The sequence below is a fragment of the Franconibacter pulveris genome (genome assembly GCF_056780215.1).
The window spans coordinates 3,996,113-4,014,163 of record NZ_CM165555.1 but is presented as its reverse complement, the minus strand read 5'-3'; the positions used below and the strand labels follow the sequence as shown (position 1 = coordinate 4,014,163).

General features: G+C 58.5%; 20 protein-coding genes and 1 pseudogene. 7 read left to right on the top strand and 14 right to left on the bottom strand.

Annotated features, from left to right (window positions below; all coding sequences use genetic code 11):
* Positions 1-202 precede the first annotated feature (202 nt).
* Both exbB and exbD read left to right on the top strand, forming a co-directional pair.
* Positions 203-937: a tol-pal system-associated acyl-CoA thioesterase gene (gene exbB, locus ACU4F7_RS18900; protein WP_029590398.1), complete on the top strand. Its 735-nt coding sequence runs from the start codon at positions 203-205 to the stop codon at positions 935-937.
* Between the two features lie 6 nt (positions 938-943).
* Entirely contained in the window at positions 944-1,366 is a 423-nt protein-coding gene (gene exbD, locus ACU4F7_RS18895; protein ID WP_029590399.1) for a TonB system transport protein ExbD, read from the top strand.
* A 179-nt stretch (positions 1,367-1,545) separates the two neighbouring features.
* Here exbD and ACU4F7_RS18890 read toward each other — a convergent pair whose 3' ends face one another.
* From ACU4F7_RS18890 to ACU4F7_RS18875, 4 genes and pseudogenes are all read right to left on the bottom strand, one after another.
* Complete coding sequence (locus ACU4F7_RS18890; protein WP_029590400.1) at positions 1,546-2,442, bottom strand: SDR family oxidoreductase; 897 nt, start codon at positions 2,440-2,442, stop codon at positions 1,546-1,548.
* Positions 2,443-2,660: 218 nt separating this feature from the next.
* Complete coding sequence (locus ACU4F7_RS18885; protein WP_024556883.1) at positions 2,661-3,557, bottom strand: SDR family oxidoreductase; 897 nt, start codon at positions 3,555-3,557, stop codon at positions 2,661-2,663.
* Positions 3,558-3,909: 352 nt separating this feature from the next.
* A pseudogene (locus ACU4F7_RS18880) lies at positions 3,910-4,326 on the bottom strand (cytoplasmic protein); the annotation flags it as partial.
* A 5-nt stretch (positions 4,327-4,331) separates the two neighbouring features.
* The gene (locus ACU4F7_RS18875; protein WP_029590402.1) at positions 4,332-4,733 is read right to left on the bottom strand and encodes a hypothetical protein; all 402 of its coding nucleotides are present in this window, start codon (positions 4,731-4,733) and stop codon (positions 4,332-4,334) included.
* A gap of 104 nt (positions 4,734-4,837) precedes the next feature.
* Here ACU4F7_RS18875 and ACU4F7_RS18870 point away from each other — a divergent pair, with 104 nt between their 5' ends.
* Positions 4,838-5,338 carry an ESA_00282 family adhesion-associated protein gene (locus ACU4F7_RS18870; protein WP_029590403.1) on the top strand — a complete coding sequence of 167 codons (501 nt, stop codon included), beginning with the start codon at positions 4,838-4,840 and terminating at the stop codon, positions 5,336-5,338.
* Between the two features lie 73 nt (positions 5,339-5,411).
* On the top strand, positions 5,412-5,906 hold the full coding sequence (locus ACU4F7_RS18865) for a TIGR00645 family protein (protein ID WP_024556887.1): 495 nt from the start codon (positions 5,412-5,414) through the stop codon (positions 5,904-5,906).
* Between the two features lie 50 nt (positions 5,907-5,956).
* Here the strand turns inward: ACU4F7_RS18865 and ACU4F7_RS18860 are convergent, their stop codons facing one another.
* Positions 5,957-6,997: an aldo/keto reductase gene (locus tag ACU4F7_RS18860; protein WP_024556888.1), complete on the bottom strand. Its 1,041-nt coding sequence runs from the start codon at positions 6,995-6,997 to the stop codon at positions 5,957-5,959.
* A 178-nt stretch (positions 6,998-7,175) separates the two neighbouring features.
* Here ACU4F7_RS18860 and yghX point away from each other — a divergent pair, with 178 nt between their 5' ends.
* Both yghX and ACU4F7_RS18850 read left to right on the top strand, forming a co-directional pair.
* Positions 7,176-8,063 (top strand): YghX family hydrolase, encoded by an 888-nt coding sequence (gene yghX / locus ACU4F7_RS18855; protein ID WP_029590405.1) that lies wholly within the window; start codon positions 7,176-7,178, stop codon positions 8,061-8,063.
* A gap of 182 nt (positions 8,064-8,245) precedes the next feature.
* A complete protein-coding gene (locus ACU4F7_RS18850) occupies positions 8,246-9,349 on the top strand; it encodes a mechanosensitive ion channel family protein (RefSeq protein WP_029590406.1) in 1,104 nt (367 codons plus the stop codon).
* Between the two features lie 30 nt (positions 9,350-9,379).
* Here the strand turns inward: ACU4F7_RS18850 and ACU4F7_RS18845 are convergent, their stop codons facing one another.
* From ACU4F7_RS18845 to ACU4F7_RS18810, 8 genes are all read right to left on the bottom strand, one after another.
* A complete protein-coding gene (locus tag ACU4F7_RS18845; RefSeq protein WP_481637553.1) occupies positions 9,380-10,327 on the bottom strand; it encodes a diguanylate cyclase domain-containing protein in 948 nt (315 codons plus the stop codon).
* A 99-nt stretch (positions 10,328-10,426) separates the two neighbouring features.
* Positions 10,427-11,293 carry a DMT family transporter gene (locus ACU4F7_RS18840; protein WP_481637552.1) on the bottom strand — a complete coding sequence of 289 codons (867 nt, stop codon included), beginning with the start codon at positions 11,291-11,293 and terminating at the stop codon, positions 10,427-10,429.
* A 20-nt stretch (positions 11,294-11,313) separates the two neighbouring features.
* Positions 11,314-12,141, bottom strand: coding sequence for a sugar phosphate isomerase/epimerase family protein (locus ACU4F7_RS18835; protein WP_481637551.1), 828 nt, complete (start codon positions 12,139-12,141; stop codon positions 11,314-11,316).
* Between the two features lie 2 nt (positions 12,142-12,143).
* Entirely contained in the window at positions 12,144-12,884 is a 741-nt protein-coding gene (locus ACU4F7_RS18830; protein WP_024556894.1) for an amino acid ABC transporter ATP-binding protein, read from the bottom strand.
* Positions 12,884-13,546: an amino acid ABC transporter permease gene (locus ACU4F7_RS18825; RefSeq protein WP_003031955.1), complete on the bottom strand. Its 663-nt coding sequence runs from the start codon at positions 13,544-13,546 to the stop codon at positions 12,884-12,886. Before ACU4F7_RS18825 ends, ACU4F7_RS18830 begins: the two co-directional genes overlap by 1 nt.
* A gap of 43 nt (positions 13,547-13,589) precedes the next feature.
* A complete protein-coding gene (locus tag ACU4F7_RS18820) occupies positions 13,590-14,345 on the bottom strand; it encodes a substrate-binding periplasmic protein (RefSeq protein WP_024559997.1) in 756 nt (251 codons plus the stop codon).
* A 64-nt stretch (positions 14,346-14,409) separates the two neighbouring features.
* Positions 14,410-15,240, bottom strand: a complete 831-nt coding sequence (locus tag ACU4F7_RS18815; protein ID WP_029590410.1) for a PfkB family carbohydrate kinase — start codon at positions 15,238-15,240, stop codon at positions 14,410-14,412.
* A 5-nt stretch (positions 15,241-15,245) separates the two neighbouring features.
* Positions 15,246-16,283: an SIS domain-containing protein gene (locus ACU4F7_RS18810; protein ID WP_481637550.1), complete on the bottom strand. Its 1,038-nt coding sequence runs from the start codon at positions 16,281-16,283 to the stop codon at positions 15,246-15,248.
* A 230-nt stretch (positions 16,284-16,513) separates the two neighbouring features.
* Here ACU4F7_RS18810 and ACU4F7_RS18805 point away from each other — a divergent pair, with 230 nt between their 5' ends.
* Positions 16,514-17,611, top strand: coding sequence for a LacI family DNA-binding transcriptional regulator (locus ACU4F7_RS18805; RefSeq protein ID WP_481637549.1), 1,098 nt, complete (start codon positions 16,514-16,516; stop codon positions 17,609-17,611).
* A gap of 15 nt (positions 17,612-17,626) precedes the next feature.
* Here ACU4F7_RS18805 and ACU4F7_RS18800 read toward each other — a convergent pair whose 3' ends face one another.
* On the bottom strand, positions 17,627-17,983 hold the full coding sequence (locus tag ACU4F7_RS18800) for a TehB family protein (RefSeq protein WP_024556899.1): 357 nt from the start codon (positions 17,981-17,983) through the stop codon (positions 17,627-17,629).
* Positions 17,984-18,051: the final 68 nt, after the last annotated feature.

Below are 18,051 nucleotides of genomic sequence, written 5' to 3'. Positions count from 1 at the left end.
TTACCACGGTTCACCGTCGCTGTTTCGTCTCACAGTAAAAAAAGCGGAAAAATCGCCAGCGGGCCTGCTTTACTGCGTGAGCGCAAAGAAATTTTCCCTTCGCCAGGGCATTCTGTAAATACTAATGAGAACTACTATCAATTCGACGTCGTTTTGGTATTATTACGACAGTTTTGGTGTTTTTTCGTCCTGGAGATGAAGAGTGGGAAATAATTTGATGCAGACGGACCTTTCCGTCTGGGGCATGTATCATCACGCCGATATCGTGGTAAAGATTGTCATGATCGGCCTGATTCTGGCGTCAGTGGTCACCTGGGCTATTTTCTTCAGCAAAAGCGCAGAGCTGCTGAGCCAAAAGCGCCGCCTCAAGCGCGAGCAGCAGCAGCTGGCTTCCGCCCGTTCCCTGAACGACGCTTCAGAAATGGCGGCCTCCTTCCACAAAAAAAGCCTCAGCCAGCAGCTGATTAACGAAGCGCAAAACGAGCTGGAGCTTTCCGCAGGCAGTGAAGATAACGAAGGCATTAAAGAGCGTACCGGTTTTCGCCTGGAGCGCCGCGTGGCGGCCGTTGGGCGTCACATGGGCCGCGGCAACGGTTATCTTGCGACCATCGGCGCGATTTCGCCGTTTATCGGCCTGTTCGGCACCGTGTGGGGCATTATGAACAGCTTTATCGGCATCGCCCAGTCGCAGACCACCAACCTCGCCGTTGTGGCGCCAGGCATCGCCGAAGCGCTGCTCGCCACGGCGATTGGCCTTGTCGCCGCTATCCCGGCGGTGGTCATTTACAACATTTTCGCCCGTATGATCGGCAGCTATAAAGCCACCCTCGGCGACGTCGCCGCGCAGGTGCTGCTGCTGCAAAGCCGCGACCTGGACTTAGGCGCCAGCTCCCAGGCTCATCCGGTGCGTCCGGCTCAGAAACTGCGCGTAGGTTAATACCCCATGGCGATGCGTCTTAACGAAAACCTCGACGATAACGGCGAAATGCACGAAATCAACGTCACGCCGTTTATCGACGTGATGCTGGTGCTGCTGATTATCTTCATGGTGGCCGCGCCGCTTGCCACGGTGGATGTGAAGGTGAACCTGCCCGCCTCCACCAGCCAGCCGCAGCCGCGCCCTGAAAAACCGGTTTATCTGTCAGTAAAAGCGGACAAAACCATGTATCTCGGCAACGATCAGGTGACGGAAGACACCATGATTACTGCGCTGAACGCGGCCACCGCGGGCAAGAAAGACACCACCGTCTTCTTCCGCGCGGATAAAACCGTGGATTACGAAACGATGATGAACGTGATGGATACGCTGCATCAGGCGGGGTATCTGAAGATTGGCCTGGTAGGTCAGGAAGTCACGAAAAAGTAATCTGGTGAAAAATGAAAAGGCGCGGCGAAGGTCGCGCTTTTTTTATGGGCGCTTTTGGCGGTGGGGGTAAGCGCGAAGAGGCGGGGGCGCTGCGCTTGTTCACCTCTATAAACACCAGCCCTCTTTTTCAAAGGGAGAGGGGGGACTCAACGCGCCACCCGCCGTGTATGTGGTACTGCTTAGCCGCAATGATAACCGCCCGTCACGCCGTGCACTTCAGCGGTCACATAGCTTGATTCCTGGCTTGCCAGATAAACATAAACCGGCGCTACTTCCGCAGGCTGGCCCGCACGCTTCATCGGCGTCGGCTGGCCGAAGCTGGGTATCGCCTCCTGAGTCTGCCCGCCGGTAACCTGCAGCACCGTCCAGATGGGGCCGGGCGCCACGATGTTTACGCGAATGCCTTTTTCCGCCACCTGTTTTGCCAGCCCGCGGCTGTAATTCATGATGGCCGCCTTGGTCGAAGCGTAATCCAGCAGGTTGGGGTTCGGCTGGTAAGCTTCAATGGAGGAGGTAGTGATAATGCTGGCGCCCGGTTTCAGGTGCGGAATTGCCTCCTGCGTTATCCAGAACAGGGCGAAAACATTAGTGGCGTAGGTGCGCTGGAACTGCTCGCTGGTCAGGTCCGCAATACGGGTGACGGCGGTCTGCTTGCCTGCCACCAGCGCCATAATATCAAGCCCGCCCAGTTCCTGAACCGCGCGCTGCACCAGCTCGCGGGCAAACGCTTCCTCGCAGATATCGCCGGGGATCAGTATCGCCCTGCGGCCTGCTTGCTCAATCAGCGCTTTGACCTGGTCGGCATCTTCCTGCTCTTCAGGCAGATAGTTTATCGCCACGTCCGCCCCTTCCCGGGCGAAGGCGATGGCGGCGGCGCGCCCGATGCCGGAATCGCCCCCGGTCACCAGCGCTTTGCGGCCCGTTAATCTTTCCCGCCCCACATAGGTTTTCTCACCGCAGTCCGGCACGGGACTCATTTTGCATTGCAGGCCCGGCGCGGGTTGCTCCTGGTTCGGATAGTCGCCGTTAAAGTATTGCGTGGTGGGATCCTGAATCTGCGTCTGGTCATTAGGCATATGGTGTCTCCACTTCTCAGAGTGTAAAAGCGTCCTCTTAAGGGTAGTGCGTTCTTCTGGGGTTGATGGTATTGATGGGTGATAATTATTTTCGAGTCGCTTAAGCCAGACGTTTATTCTAAAAAAGGTTTTACGGCGCGTTAATGAAAAAAGGGGGCCTGCCGCCCCCTTTATGTCGCATCGTTACCCGGCTGCAGGGCAGCGCGGGTTTTCAGTCGTTAGCTCAGGTGTTCGCCACCGGTTACGCCATGCACTTCGGCGGTCACGTAGCTTGACTCCTGGCTTGCCAGATAGACATAAATCGGCGCCAGTTCCGCAGGCTGACCGGCGCGCTTCATCGGCGTCTGCTGGCCGAACTGCGGGATTTTCTCCTGCGGCTGTCCACCGCAAATTTGCAGCGGCGTCCAGATGGGGCCCGGCGCCACGATGTTTACGCGAATGCCTTTTTCCGCCACCTGCTTCGCCAGGCCGCGGCTGTAGTTCAGGATAGCCGCCTTGGTGGAGGCGTAATCCAGCAGATGCGGGCTTGGCTGGTAAGCCTGAATGGAGGAGGTGGTGATAATGCTGGCGCCCGGCTTCAGGTGCGGGATAGCCTCCTGGGTTATCCAGAACAGCGCGAACACGTTGGTGGCGTAAGTTTTCTGGAACTGCTCGCTGGTCAGCTCGGAAATCTGCTCGACGGCGGTTTGCTTGCCAGCGACCAGCGCCAGAATATCCAGGCCGCCCAGTTCCTGAATGGCGCGACGCACCAGGTCGCGAGCGAACTGTTCGTCGGTTAAATCGCCCGGGATCAGCACCGCCTTGCGGCCAGCTTCCTCAATCAGCTTTTTCACCGCTTCGGCATCTTCCTGCTCGGCAGGGAGATAGTTGATGACCACATCCGCGCCTTCACGCGCATAGGCGATGGCGGCGGCGCGTCCGATGCCGGAGTCGCCCCCGGTGACCAGGGCCTTGCGACCTTTAAGGCGTCCGCTTCCGACGTAACTCTGCTCACCACAATCCGGCACCGGATCCATTTTTGCCTGCACGCCCGGCGCGGGCTGCGTTTGTTTAGGATATTCGCCGGTGAAGAACTGGGTGGTGGGGTCCTGAATTTTCGTCTGATCGTTTGCCATTAGATCGCTCCTCTGTTTAAAAGACTCCTCTTAAGGGTAGTGTCTTCTGCTGCGCTGTCGAAAATTCTCGGGATATTCCGGTTATCCCGGTTATTCGTCAGGCTGACGCGTGTCTTCAGGAAAGAGATGCCGCCGCTTAAGAGCGGAGAGAGGGGACTTTCAGCAGAGGTTACGGCTTTGACGGGGGAACTGGCGCAACCCGCGGCGGCGCGACCATCGGTTTTGAATAGGTGGCGCTCCAGGGCGCCTGAGGCGCAGGCTCTACGTTCGCAGGCGGCATCGCTTCAGGCGCGGCGGGTTCAACGCGTGAAGGAACCACGGCCTGCGCGGCCACCGTTTGCGGCGTAATCGTGGCGGCGGGCGGCGTTTCGCTGGCGGGCGCGGTGGGTTTTACCGTGGAGGTTTTGCAGGTGCCGTCGGCGAGCGTTCGGCTTAACATCAGCGTCAGCGCTTCCTGCGCCTTAATCTGCTGATAATTTTCCTCTAACTGCACCATAATTTGCGATTTAAGCTCGGGATAGCGGTGAATAATCTCCAGCAGCACCGCGCCGTACACCTCTTCTTTAACCCGCAGCGGGTAAATTTCACGGCGATTCTGCCACTTAAGCTGCACCAGCGCGGAGGGAATAGTCACCATGGCGCGCGTATACTCGGCAATAGCCTGGTCGCGGGCATATATTAACGCCTGCTGGTTCTGACTTAAGATAAATTTCTGCTCAACTTGTTTATCTAAAGCGAAATAAATATCGTTATGGGTTATTTCGGCCACGCCCGTTAATCCTCGAACTGATAAAATAGCGGCGTCGCTTTTTCCCTGGTAATGAGATTAAGCCAAATTTTATTACCCGCTTCATTGATGTGCGCCGTTTTCGCCGCAATCAGTTCCGCCAGTTCTTCCGCGTTTATGGTTTTATCTTCGACCAGGCCGTTCAATACTTTAGCGAAAGTTTCGATTTTAACCACACAGAACAAACGTTCTTTTATATGACGATCATGTTCTTCAAGCAGCATGTTGCCGCTTTGCCCGGCTCGTGATTTACTGGTTAAAATATCACTTTCATAATCGGCGAGCGTCGGCTTTCCTTTAGTTAAATTTTCACTGCTTTCATCGGTCGCCGGCTGCGTGTCAGGAGTGGGAATATGATAGCGCGCCGGCACAATATTGTCGGGCAACATAATAATATTTCCTTTAATTTCAGAAAGGTAAATTAGAAGGCAGGGCGGTTTGCGTTGACAATAACATGCCGCAAAATTAAAATCAAAGAAAACGGAGCCTGCGCATGAGCACTATTTTTTATTGTGTCATCACCTTGCTGTTACTTTTATGCGTCGTCCTTTTATTAATGAAAGAGAGCGAGCGCAATACTATCGAAAACAGCGATGCCGCGAACCCACCCTCGCCACAAAACCGACAAAAGGGTGAGGAACATTTCTCCGTATTGCTTAACGCCATTACGCCGGGCTGGTATTGGCGTGTCAATCACGAATATAGCGACTTTATTAACGCCACCATTAAAAAAATGAGTTTTGAAGAACTTAACGCAACGCCAGGCTTATTTGAGGCGCAGCGTCGGTGCAGCAATCTTAATTCCGCGGTGTATAAATATTACGATAATTTAAAAAAACGCTGCCTGAATGGCGAGCTGGTGATGTTCTCCGATATCGAAGTGTTGAATTTACGTCATTGTTTCCATGAGTTTAGCATTGAGGCCTACCCGGCGCTGGTCGCTATCGTCTGGCCGCAGTATCAACGCCCGCAGGTCTCCCTGTCTGACGTGTAGCGGCGGGCGTGGTTGCCAGCCGTGAACCTTTCTGCGTTATACTTAGCGTCTTTGGGTCAACTTTCAGGACGCTATGGAACGCTTTTTAGAAAACGCAATGTACGCCTCGCGCTGGCTTCTCGCCCCGGTCTACTTCGGTTTATCCCTGGCCTTGCTGGCGCTGACCATCAAGTTCTTTCAGGAAATTATCCACGTTCTGCCCAATGTGCTCACCATGGCGGAGGCGGATCTCATTCTGATGCTGCTGTCGCTGGTGGACATGACGCTGGTTGGCGGGCTGCTGGTGATGGTGATGTTTTCAGGCTATGAGAACTTCGTTTCGCAACTGGATATCGCCGACCATAAAGAGAAGCTGAGCTGGCTTGGCAAAATGGACGCCACCTCGCTGAAGAACAAAGTGGCGGCGTCGATTGTCGCTATCTCTTCCATTCACCTGCTGCGGGTGTTTATGGACGCCAAAAACGTGCCGGACAATAAGCTGATGTGGTATGTCATTATTCACCTCACCTTCGTACTCTCCGCCTTCGTGATGGGCTACCTCGACAAGCTCACGCGCTACGAGCGCTAAGCAAAAACCCACGGCCCGCGCCGTGGGTTTTTGCTTTCTGCGGCCTGCGTTTATTTATCGGACGACGCCTGCCAGAGGTTCAGTTCGCCGTCGGCGACATGCTCGTCGATTTTCGCAAGCTCCTCAGCGCTGAACGCCAGGTTCGCCAGCGCCTGCACATTCTCCTCAATCTGCTCGGGGCGGCTTGCGCCAATCAGCACCGAGGTAACGCGCGCATCTTTTAAAAGCCAGCTCAGCGCCATCTGCGCCATGCTCTGACCGCGGCGCTGCGCCATCTCGTTCAGCAGCCGCAGGCTGTTGAGGTTCTGCTCCGTCAGCATGTTTTCCGTCAGGCCGCGCGCTTTTTTGCCTTCATACTGCATGCGCGAGCCTTGCGGAATGCCGTTGAGGTATTTACCGGTCAGCAGCCCCTGCGCCAGCGGGGTGAAGGCGATGCAGCCCGCGCCGTTGCGCTCAAGCGTCTCCAGCAGCCCACTTTTATCCACCCAACGGTTCAACAAGTTATAGGAAGGCTGATGAATCAGCAGCGGCACTTTCCATTCGCGCAGCAGCTCCGCCATCTTTTGCGTACGCTCCGGCGAATAAGAGGAGATGCCGACATAGAGCGCCTTGCCGCTCTGCACCGCCTGCGCCAGGGCGGCGGCGGTCTCTTCCATCGGCGTGCTTTCATCAACGCGGTGCGAGTAGAAGATATCGACATAGTCCAGCCCCAGGCGTTGCAGGCTCTGGTCGAGGCTCGCCAGCAGGTATTTACGCGACCCGCCAGCGCCGTAGGGGCCCGGCCACATGTCGTAACCCGCTTTAGTGGAGATAATCAGCTCATCGCGATAGGGCGCGAAGTCGGTTTTCAGCAGGCGGCCGAAATTCTCTTCCGCGCTGCCGGGCGGCGGGCCGTAGTTGTTGGCGAGGTCGAAATGGGTAATGCCCAGGTCGAACGCTTTATGCAGCAGCGCGCGCTGGGAATCGAGCGTGCTGCCATGGCCGAAGCTGTGCCACAGGCCAAGCGACAGCGCAGGCAGCTGCAGCCCGCTGCGGCCGCAAAAACGGTATTGCATCCGCTCGTAGCGGGCAGGGTCGGCAAGGTACGGCATGGTTTCTCCTTATTCCAGAGCTATTATTTGAAACGTTGTTTCTATATTAGCGAGTCGCCGCGAGAGGACAAGCGCGCGGCATCATACATTTGGTTGATAATGTGCCGCGTCTTTAGGCAATTTCCGGCGCGTGTGCTTCGCTTATAGGGCCGAATCGCACGAAGAAAAGGGAGCGCCCATGACCCGCCTGACCGCCAAAGATTTTCCCCAGCAACTGCTCGATTACTACGACTACTACGCCCATGGCAAAATCACCAAGCGTGAATTTTTGCAGCTGGCGGCGAAATATGCCGTCGGCGGTATGACCGCGCTGGCGCTGTTCGACCTGCTCAAACCCAACTATGCGCTGGCCCAGCAGGTGGAGTTCACCGACCCGGATATTTATCCGCAATATATTCACTACCCTTCACCCAATGGCCACGGGCAGGTGCGCGGCTATCTGGTGCTGCCGAAGAAGGCAAACGGCAAAGCGCCCGCCGTGGTGGTGGTGCATGAAAACCGCGGTCTGAACCCCTACATTGAAGATGTGGCGCGTCGCGTGGCGAAGGCGGGTTTTATCGCGCTGGCGCCGGACGGGCTCTCCTCGGTGGGCGGTTATCCGGGCAACGATGATGAAGGGCGGGAATTGCAGCAAAAAGTCGATCCGCAAAAGCTGATGAACGACTTTTTCGCCGCCATTGAATTTATGATGCAGCACGAAGGGGCTACCGGAAAAGTCGGCATTACCGGCTTCTGCTATGGCGGCGGCGTGGCGAACGCGGCGGCGGTGGCGTATCCGGAGCTGGCCGCCGCAGTGCCTTTTTACGGCCGACAGCCGCCCGCGCAGGATGTAGCGAAAATTAACGCGCCGCTGCTGCTGCATTATGCCGAACTCGATACCCGCATCAACGAAGGCTGGCCGGCTTACGAGGCGGCGCTGAAAAAAGCCGGGAAAACCTACGAAGCTTATATCTACCCTGGCGTTAATCACGGTTTTCATAATGATTCCACGCCGCGTTATGACAAGGCGGCGGCGGATCTCGCCTGGAGCCGCACCATTGCGTGGTTCCATAAATACCTTGCCTGAAATATCTCCTCTCGCGCCTGTCATATAACCGAAACAGGCGCGAAATAATTACGTGACGTTATTATGACAATCCTGCGTTTATCCCTGGAATAAGCCGAGTCTCAACGGCAGGCAAATCGCATTGTCTATACTGAAAGGCGCGTTTGGCCTGAGTTTTATATTTTTCATTAAGGGAGAACAGAATGGAGATACTTCAGCAAACCAATTTTATACGGTTACTGACCTCGCCGTCATTCTGGACCAATGTGTTGCTGGTTGTCGTTATTACGGCGGTGACCTACTGGGTGGCGAATAAGATCCTGGCGGTGCTGCACAAAAGAATCGCCAACTGGACGAAAGACCATGAGAGCGCCGCGCTTTACCACGTTTTTCTCGACGTTATCAGTAAAACCCGCAAAGCGTTAATTCTCGTCGCCGCCTTCTTATTCAGCCTTCAGTTTGTCACGCTTTCCGACCGGTTGCACAGCCTGATATCCCACGCCTGGTTTCTGGTGCTGGCGCTGCAAATCGCCATGTGGCTCGATCAGGCCGTTCAGTCGTGGATGCGCCATTCGCTGCTGCGGCCCGGCCTGCACCGCAACCCGGTGACGCTGATTATTCTGGGATTGATGATCCGCGCGCTTATCTGGTCCATCATGCTGCTCTCTATTCTGGCCAATGCCGGCGTGGATATTACCGCGCTGGTGGCAAGCCTCGGGGTTGGCGGTATCGCCATTGCGCTGGCGGTGCAGACGGTATTAAGCGACGTATTCGCCTCGCTCTCTATCGGCTTTGATAAACCGTTTGAAATTGGCGACTTTATTGTCTTTAACGATGTTTCCGGCACTATTGAACATATCGGTTTAAAAACCACGCGTATTCGCAGCTTAAGCGGCGAACAAATAGTTTGCGCTAACGCCATTCTGCTCCAGCAGACAATTCACAACTATAAGCGCATGCAAACCCGCCGAATTGTTTTCACCTTCGGCATTGCCTATTCCACGCCGCCGGAAAAAATCCGTAAAATTGGTCCGATGGTAAAAAGCGTTATTGAAAGTATTAAAGAGACGAAATTCGACCGCGCCCACTTTTCGGTATTCGATCAGGATCGCCTGACCTTCGAAGTGGTGCATATTCTTAATACGGCCGATTACAATAAATATATGGATATTCAGCAGGAAATTAACCTGCGTATTATGGAAGAACTGGAAGCGTTGGGCGTGAAGCTCGCTATTCCAAGCCGGATTATTATTCCGGCCGAACAGCCGGAAGACGAGCCGCAGGAGCAGGAACGCCTGCGCGCTTAAAACATGCAGGGCGGCAACCGCCGCCCTGTTTTAGTCCGCCAGCGCCACGCCGTTTTTCCCGGCGTGTTTTACGCGGTACATCGCCTCGTCGGCGTGGCGCAGCGCCTCGTTAAAATCCTCATCCCGCCGCACTTCATAAATGCCAATCGATGCGCCAATCTGCGCCGTGCCGTTATCCAGCTCAAACGGCGTAAGCGCGGCCTCCAGGCAGCCGCGCGCGGCGCTGTCGGTCAACGGATGGCGCAGCGAGAAGGGCAGCAGCAGGACAAATTCGTCGCCGCCGAGCCGGCCGATTTCCGCCTCCGGCGGGCAGGCTTCGCGCATGCGCTGGGCAAGCTGAATAAGCACCACGTCGCCGCTGCGGTGGCCGAGCGTGTCGTTCACATGCTTAAAATTATCGAGATCGATAAACGCCACGCTGAGCGGCCCCTGCGGCTTTAAGGCGTCAAAGCGGGTTTGCAGCGCGTGACGGTTGGTAAGGCCGGTCAGCGGATCGTGGTTCGCAAGCTTCGCCAGCTGCGCTTCATACTGTTTTTCTTTGGTCATGTCGATGTGCGTGCCGGTCACTTTCAACGGGCTGCCTTCGTCATCCCACTCAGTGACCCGCCCGCGATCGAGCACCCAGGTAACGGTGCCGTTTTTATGCTGCATGCGGTGCAGCGCCTCATAAAAAGGCGCTTTACCCTCAAGATGGTTATAAAACGCCGCCAGCACCATCGCCCGGTCTTCCGGGTGCAGATGCTCGCGCCAGACGTCAAAGTGGGCGCTCAGCTCTTTAGGCTGATAGCCGAGCATCGAGCCCCAGCGGCGGTTATAGATAATCAGCTTGCCGCTGGGAATGTCCAGTTGCCACAGGCACAGGCCGGTGCCGTCCAGCGCCGCGCTTAGCTTGTGGCGGGCGTCATGGGCGATTCGCTTTAACCGGGCGTTGTGTTTTTTCAGGTTCTGGATCTGCTGTTTGAGCGCGAGTTCGGACATCGATAAGCATTGTGAATAAATAATGCCCATTTTTGGCAGGAGTGATTGAGCTTGTAAATATGGCGTGAAAAATAAGATACCCCCGCCCGCAGGCGAGGGTCAGGCGCGGACGTGACGCTCTCTGGCGACCGTCAGCGCCAGCAGGATAAGCAGCGCGCCGCCCACCTGCGACAGCGTCATCACTTCGCCATACCATAGCGCCGAGAAAACGGCCGCCCACACCGGCTCCATCAGCATGATGAGCCCGCCGTTGGGCGTATAGGCCAGCCGCTGCGCATAGTTTTGCAAAAAGAAGCGCAGGCAGGTGGGAATGAGAATGCTGAGCGCAAGCCATGTCCAGGCGGGGGCGTTGAGCGCGGTGGGCCACGGCTCGAGCCACAGGCTCACCGGCAACGCCAGCAGGCCCACCGCCATCATCTGCATGGCGGCGAACAGCACCACCGGCTGGTCGGCGGCGAAGCGGTTATTCAGGCTGAAGTAAAAGGCGAAAATCGCCGCCGCGCCAAAAAACCAGAGCTGGCCCGCCTCGAAACGCCACTGGAAAAAGCCGTTGCCCACCAGCAGCGCAATGCCGGGCAGGGCGAGCAGCAGGGCGAGCCCGATGCGCTTCGACAGCGCCTGGCGGAACAGCAGCCACCCTGCGAACGGCACCATCAGCGGCCCGAGGCAGGTAAGAAACGCGCCAACGCCCAGCGCGGTCGTAAGATGCAGCGCCACAATCCAGCACATCATCGAGCCGCAAATCAGGCTGCCGATGGCGAAGGCGGGCCACAGGCTGCGCCGCCATTCGCGCCGGTCGGCGGCGGGCGCCGCCAGGCCCAGCAGCAGGCCGCCCGCCAGAAAGCGCACGGCGATAAAAAAGACCGGCGGCAGCGCGCCGAGCGCCTCTTTAGAGAAGATCCAGCCCGCCCCGGCGCAGAGCGTCACCAGCAGCAGCAGGCTCTCGCTTTTGCGTGCAGGTAGCATGGCCGCGCCGCTTCGCGCCATCATGCGAGCGCGTCGCGCAGGAACGCAATGCTCTGGCGCATCGGCTCAAGCGGCTCCTGCCAGTAGCGCCCGCCGGCTATCTCAAGCGACAGCAGACCGTTATAGCCGCCTTCGCGAAGGGCGCTGAGGTAGCTTTTCAGCGGCAGGTTGCCGTCGCCGAGCGCCAGATGGCCCGCAGGCGTGCCGTCGATAAAATGGCAGTGGCGCAGCTTTGGCCCGAAGGCGTTGAGGTAATCGGTCACGCTGTCGCCGCCCACCGCCATGCCGACGATATCCAGCGCCGCGTCGAGCGCAGGCGAACTGATTTCGTTAACCAGAGACGCCAGCTCATGCACGGTGCTGGCGAGGTTGCTTTCGCGCGGCTGCAACACCTCCAGCACCAGCGTCACGCCGCGGCTTTCCGCGAGGTGCGCCAGCTGCGCCAGGGCGTCCACCGCGCGGCTGCGCGCCCCGGTTCGCTCATCCTCTTCATAACCCCAGCCTGGCGTCATAAACAGCAGCGGCGACTCAAGGCTTTCGCATATCTCCAGGCTGCGGCGGAAATAGTTAATGCTGTACTCCCGCTGCTGCGGGTTTTCGGCGGCGATATTGACCGGGTAGACGCACTGCTCCGGCGTGAAACAGGCGAGCTTAAGCTCGCGCGCTGCCAGTTCCCGCCTGAGCGTCTGCAGGTCCGCTTCCTGCACGGTGTCGATATGCAGGTGCGGCGCGACGCCCCACAGTTCAAACCACTGCACGCCGAGCGCGGCGACATCGTCCAGGCAGTGGTTCAGCCGGTAGTGCGAATAGGTAAAGTTGGTGGCGCAGATATGGCTGGCGTTAAGCATGATTATTCCTCGCTGATGGGGTTGAGCACGCGTTGTAAAAACTCGCGGGTGCGCGGGTGGGAAGGGTTGGTCAGCACCTGGCGCGCCGGGCCTTCTTCGGTCACCACGCCGCCGTCGATAAACACCACGCGGTCGGCCACTTCGCGGGCGAAGGCGATTTCGTGGGTTACCACCACCATCGTCATCCCCTGGTTCGCCAGCTCGCGCATCACTTTCAGCACATCGCCCACCAGTTCCGGGTCGAGCGCCGAGGTGGGTTCGTCGAACAAAATGGCCCGTGGGCGCATCGCGAGCGCGCGGGCTATCGCCACGCGCTGCTGCTGGCCGCCGGAGAGATCCTGCGGGTATGAATGCGCCTTGTGGTCCATCCCCACCTGTTTAAGCAGCTCCATGCCATATTCCCGGGCGGGGCCGGGGCGCTCGCCTTTGACGTAAATCGGCCCTTCGGTGACGTTCTCCAGCACCGTGCGGTGCGGGAAGAGGTTAAAGCGCTGGAAGACCATCGCCACCTCACCGCGCACCTGGCTTAGCGCGCGCTCGCTGCCATCTACCCGCACGCCGTCGAAAATAATCTCGCCGCTCTGGTAGTTCTCAAGCCCGTTGATGCAGCGCAGCAGGGTCGATTTGCCGGAGCCGGAAGGGCCGATGATGCAAACCACCTCCTGGCGGTTGATGGTCAGGTTGATGCCGTTCAGCACGTGCACCGCGCCGTAACTTTTATGGACGTTGCGATATTCAATCATCAGTGGCTCCGACGCTTGTTCATGGCGTGTTCCACCCGGCGGCACAGCCACATCAGCGGCCAGCACATCACCAGATAGAGCAGGGCGACCAGCGTGAAAACGGTGGTGTTCTGGAAGGTCGCCGAGGCGAGCAGCTTCCCTTGCAGCGAAAGTTCCGCCACGGTAATGGTGGAGGCGAGCGAGCTGTCCTTGAGCATCATCACCATGGTGTTGCCGTAGGAGGGCCAGATAATCTTGATGGCCTGCGGCAGAATAACGCGGCGCATCATCAGGCGCTTCGACATGCCAAGCGTCTGCGCCGCCTCGATCTGTCCCTTGTCGATAGCCTGAATGCCGGCGCGAAAATCCTCCGCCTGGTAAACCGAATAGGCGATGCCGAGGCCGATAATGGCGGCGGTCAGCGCCGACATCTCGATGCCGATATCGGGCAGCACAAAGTAGATATAGAAGAGCTGCACCAGCATCGGGATGCCGCGCAGCACGTTAACCACCGCGCCGCTCACCAGGCGCAGCGGACGGTGGGCCGAAAGGCGCATCAGCGCCCACGTCAGCCCGAGCAGGGTCGAGAGGATAAGCGAACAAAAGGTAACCAGTACCGTGTATTTCACCCCCTCCACCAGAATGGGGAGGGCGGTGGCGCTGAAGGTAAAAAAGTCGTTCATCGCGGTTCCTGTCACGGGGTATCAGGGGCTGCGCCCCCTTGTTTTAATTAAGCTTCCACTTTTCCAGCAGCGCCGTAATCTCGCCGTTGCTCTGCATGGTGGCGATGGCTTCGTTAAGCTTCGCTAACTGCTGCGCTTCGTCCTTGCGCACGCCAAGCCCGAGCGAGCCCGGCAGCACCGGCTTGTAGCTCTTCACCAGCCGCACGTTGGGATATTCGCCAAGCGAGAGGTAATAGGCCATGGAAGGGGTATCGCCAAAGCCCGCTTTGATGCGCCCGGCGTTCACGTCTTTCATGATGCCGGTGAGGGTGTCGTAAGCTTTCACATCCTTAAAGATGTTGGCCTGCTTGAGCGGCTCGATAAAAATCGTGCCCATCTGCGCGCCCACTACCGCGCCCGGCAACTCTTTAAAGGAGGTGTAGTCTTTGGTGTCCTCTTTACGCACGATCATCCCTTCGCCGTAGCTGTACACTGGCGTGGTGAAATCGATCACTTTCTTGCGCGGCTCGGTGATGTACATGCCGGTGGCGATAAGGTCTATCTTGCCGGTGCGCAGCGCCGGAATAAGCGCCGAGAAATCCATCGCCTTAAATTCCACCTCATAACCCGCGTGCTTTGCGGCCTGGCGGGCGATATCCAGCATAAAGCCGTCCAGCTCATGGGTTTTCGGGTTCAGAAAGGAGATGGGAATGCCGTTGGCTTCGGTGCCGACCACCAGCTTTTCGGCGGCCCCGGCGGGTAAGGCAAGCGAGAGTGCGGCCAACAGCGCTACTGAACAGGCTAAGGTTTTCATCTTCATGTCTTGCTCCACGTAAAAAAGGTTGGATGCAGCCCGCCTGCGGCGGCGCGTTATGGCATTGCGACTACGGTTGTTGTTTTGCCTCCGGCGGCAGCGGCGTTAGCGGCACGCCGCTGCCGAATGCGCCGAGGCGTTCGCAAACCCGCGCCGAGGCGAGAGCCGCATCGTGCGCGGCGTCGGCAAGCGTCGCCCCCTGACCAAGCTTCACCAGCAGCGTGGCGATAAACGCATCCCCCGCGCCGAGGCTGTCGACAATCTGCGTCGGCAGCGCGGGCTGGCGGTGGCGTTCACCCCGGTGGCTGATAATCGCGCCGTCCGCGCCCTGCGTGACCAGCACGGTGGCGACGCCCGCCGCGTGCGCGTTGGCGATCAGCGTTTCAATCGCCTGCGGCGCGCTGCCGCTGCGCGAAAAGGTGGCGACCTGCACCCAGCGAAGCAGCGGCTCGGCCCAGGCGTCGTCGCGCGAGCCGAAGTCGAACGAGAGCGGCGCGCAGGCGGCAAGCTCAGGAAGCTGCGCTTCCAGCCCGCTGTAATCACTGGTGTGCAGCAGGTCAAAGCCCGCAAGCCACGCCAGGTCCGCCTCGCTCAGCCGCAGCTGGTAAGGCGGCGGCACGGAGCCGACGAAAAAGCGGTTGCCGTCGGCGTCGATATCGATTTGCGAAAGCGCGTTAAAGCTTTCGTTGATCCGCACGCGGCTGATGTCCACCCCTTCAGCGCAAAGCGCGTGGCGAATCACGCCCGCCGGAATATCGTTACCGGTGATGCCGAGGTAGGCGGCCTGCGCCCCGGCCTGGCGGCCAAAAACCGCGAAGTTGAGCGCGTTGCCGCCCGCGAACATCAGGTCGCAGTGCAGGTAGCGGTCAATCACGTTGTCACCCACTCCACAAATTCGCATAGCTATCAATATTCCACTTTGTACATGTAACGGCGGTCGTCGAGAGAGTGGCCGGTGTGATGCTCCAGGTGATCTGCAAGACGCGTGCCCATCAGGCCCAGCGCGATGGCGGCGAAGCGCGCTTTCACTTCTGGCGCCGCGCCCGGCAGGGTAAAGCCAGCGGCGTCAAACACATGGACGTTTTCGGTGTAGCGGCGGGCGAAGTCGATAGCGCGCTGCGTCATGGCGCGGCTGTCGTCATCGGCATGGAACACCACCAGGTGCGCGCCCGGCAAAATCATCTCAAACGGGCCGTGGCAGAAATCTCCCGCCAGCACCGGGGTGGCGTTGCGCCACTGCATCTCCATCAGATAGCAGTAGGAAAGCGTGTAGGCCGCGCCGTAGTTAGCGCCAGCGGCGGTAACGTAAATATCGCCGCCCTGAGCGATGGATTTCGCAATGGCGTCGCCGACGGCTTCTTGTTTATCGAGGTACTGTTGCAGCGCCGCAGGCAGGGCGGGCAGGGCGTCGCGCCAGGCGCTGACGTTCAGGTTATCCACGCGCTCCAGCAGCTCAATCACCAGTTGCAGCAGCAGAAGCTGTTTGCCCGGCGTCACGGTGCGCGGACTGTGGTAAACCAGCGCGGTGTCGGCGGTATTGGCGAGCGGCGTGTTCAGCTCCTGGCTTAGCGAAACCACATACGCGCCGTAAGATTTCGCAAAGTCCGCCGCCTGCGCCGTTTCCGGCGTGGCGCCGGAGTGCGAGGAGAGGATCACCAGCGACGACGCCCCCAGACGGGCAGGCGGCAGCGCCATAAACTCCGCCGCGTTCAGGTTCCACGCCTGAAGCGTTTTGCTGTGGCGGCAGAGCAGGGCGTGGGCATGCACGGAAGAAGAGAACGAGCCGCCGCAGCCGACGAAATAGATATCTTTCAGCGGGCGGGAGGCGACGGCCTCCGCGATGCCGGCGATGGCGTTTTTCTGCGCCAGCACTTTCTCAAGCGTCGGGATGAAGTCCGCTTCCAGCGGGCGCAGCGGCAGTGAAGCTGTGGTGTTTTGCGTCATGTTGGTTTACCTGTCCGTCTCGGTTGTAATGGGTGTGATAACGTTATCAGTCCATCTGCAAAATAAACCCGCGATTTACAGCAGCGGGTGGATTATCCTAAAATGAGAGAACGTTATCACACGGTGAATAATTCGCCGGTGTTAAAAAATTGTCAATGATCTTTTTCTTATGATTTCGCCGGAAATCGATAACCTCCGGGAACAGAAAAGCGGAGCAGACAAGACGTCTTATGAACAAGAAAAATAATCGAATCACCGTGAAAGACGTGGCGCGCAAGGCGGGGGTTTCCACCGCAGCAGCGGGCCGGGCGCTGGGAGGTTACGGCTACGTCAGTGAGGAGCTGCGTGAAAAAATCATGCGCGCCGCCGAAGAGCTGGGCTATGTGGCAAACCAGGTGGCGCGGGCGATGATCACCGGCAAAAGCCAGACCATCGGCGTGGTGGGCGCGGACATCAGCAACCCCTTTTTCGCCGAGGCGCTGCGTGGCATCAGCGATATCGCCCGTCGCCACGAGTTCGGCGTGCTTATCACCAGCAGCGACGAAGACGTGCCGCGTGAGCAGGAGGCGGTGCGCATTCTGCTGGAGAAACAGGTGGACGGGCTTATCGTCTCGCCTGCCGACATCAACAATTGCCGCCACCTCGACCAGGCTATCGCCCAGGGCATTCCGGTGGTGCTGCTCGACCGTAAGCTGCCGACGCTCGCCGCCGACGCGGTGCTTATCGACAACGTGCACGCCAGCCGCGAAGCCACGCGCTACCTGCTAAGCTGCGGCCATCGCCGCATCGCCATCATCACCGAGCTAAGCTCGGACTACGATACGCAACTGGCGCTGGAGCCGGAAAAGTTTGCGACGATCAACGCCGACCGGCTTAACTCCAGCGGCGCGCGCCTGCTCGGCTACCTGCTGGCGCACCACGAAGCGGGCGTGACGGTAGAGAAAACCTTAATCCGCCGCACCGGCAAATACTGCGCCCAGCGCGCGTTTGAAGAGACGCTGGCGGTGCTGGACGCCGCCGCGCCCACGGCGGTTTTCGCGGTGGATAACGTCATGACCCAGGGCGCGTGGCGCGCGGTGCGCAAGCGCGGCATCGCCGTGCCGCAAAATCTCTCTTTCTTCGCCTTCGACGAACTCGACTGGCTGACGCTCACCACCCCGCGCATTTCCACCGTCGCGCAGCCGATTCATCACATGGGCGTACATGCCGCCGAGCTGCTTTTCAGGCGCATACGTGAGACAGATTTGCCTGTCTCCTGGCAAACGTATCAGGTGGAGATGAAGCTGCGCGAGTCGGTGGCAACGATTGCGGTGAACGTGAAAGGATAACGTTCTCCGACGCGCTTAGCGCCGGTGCGTGTTCACCACCTGGCCGATGCCTTCGCCTTCCAGCGCGTGCGCCGGGTCGGCGAAGAAGTCGATGTTGAAGTACGTCTCATCCGTCAGCAGCTCGATGCGGTGCCAGTACTGCGGCGGGCTAATACCGAAATGCCCGGCTTCGATAACCACTTCGATTTCCGGCGTTTCGTCATGCTGGTTGTGAAAGCCGATGTATTTCACCGCGCCCGCCATCACCGAAAGTCGGCCGTAAACCCCTTTTTTGGTGTTGTGGTGGGTAAGCAGCGCCTGCGGCACCGTCTCTTTATTCCAGAACGGGGTGGAGCGGGTATGACGAAAGTGGAAGGGAATTTGGTGTGCCATAATTTTCTCCTCGGGAAAAAGGCCCTGCATAAAGCCGCAGGGCAAGCCGTGCTGCGCCTTTCGACGCA